The sequence below is a fragment of the Pseudoalteromonas sp. SG43-1 genome (assembly GCF_014164415.1).
Classification (GTDB): Bacteria; Pseudomonadota; Gammaproteobacteria; order Enterobacterales; family Alteromonadaceae; genus Pseudoalteromonas; species Pseudoalteromonas distincta.
Window position 1 is genome coordinate 1 of record NZ_JACJFD010000102.1, and the last position, 247, is coordinate 247.

General features: G+C 47.0%; 1 tRNA gene. It reads right to left on the reverse strand.

The features are described 5' to 3' along the window. Positions 1 to 134: 134 nt before the first annotated feature. A tRNA-Glu gene (locus tag H5159_RS20900) sits at positions 135 to 210 on the reverse strand. Between the last annotated feature and the right edge of the window lie 37 nt (positions 211 to 247).

Below are 247 nucleotides of genomic sequence, written 5' to 3' on the forward strand. Positions count from 1 at the left end.
CGTGAAAGGGCGGTGTCCTAGGCCTCTAGACGATGGGGACACATAAATGTGTCACTAGGACAACTGAATTTTTAGACTCGTTTCAGGCGAGCTTTCTTAATAACACTTCACTTCCCTATTAAAAAATAAGTAAGTGGCGTCCCCAAGGGGATTCGAACCCCTGTTACCGCCGTGAAAGGGCGGTGTCCTAGGCCTCTAGACGATGGGGACACATAAATGTGTCACTAGGACAACTGAATTTTTAGAC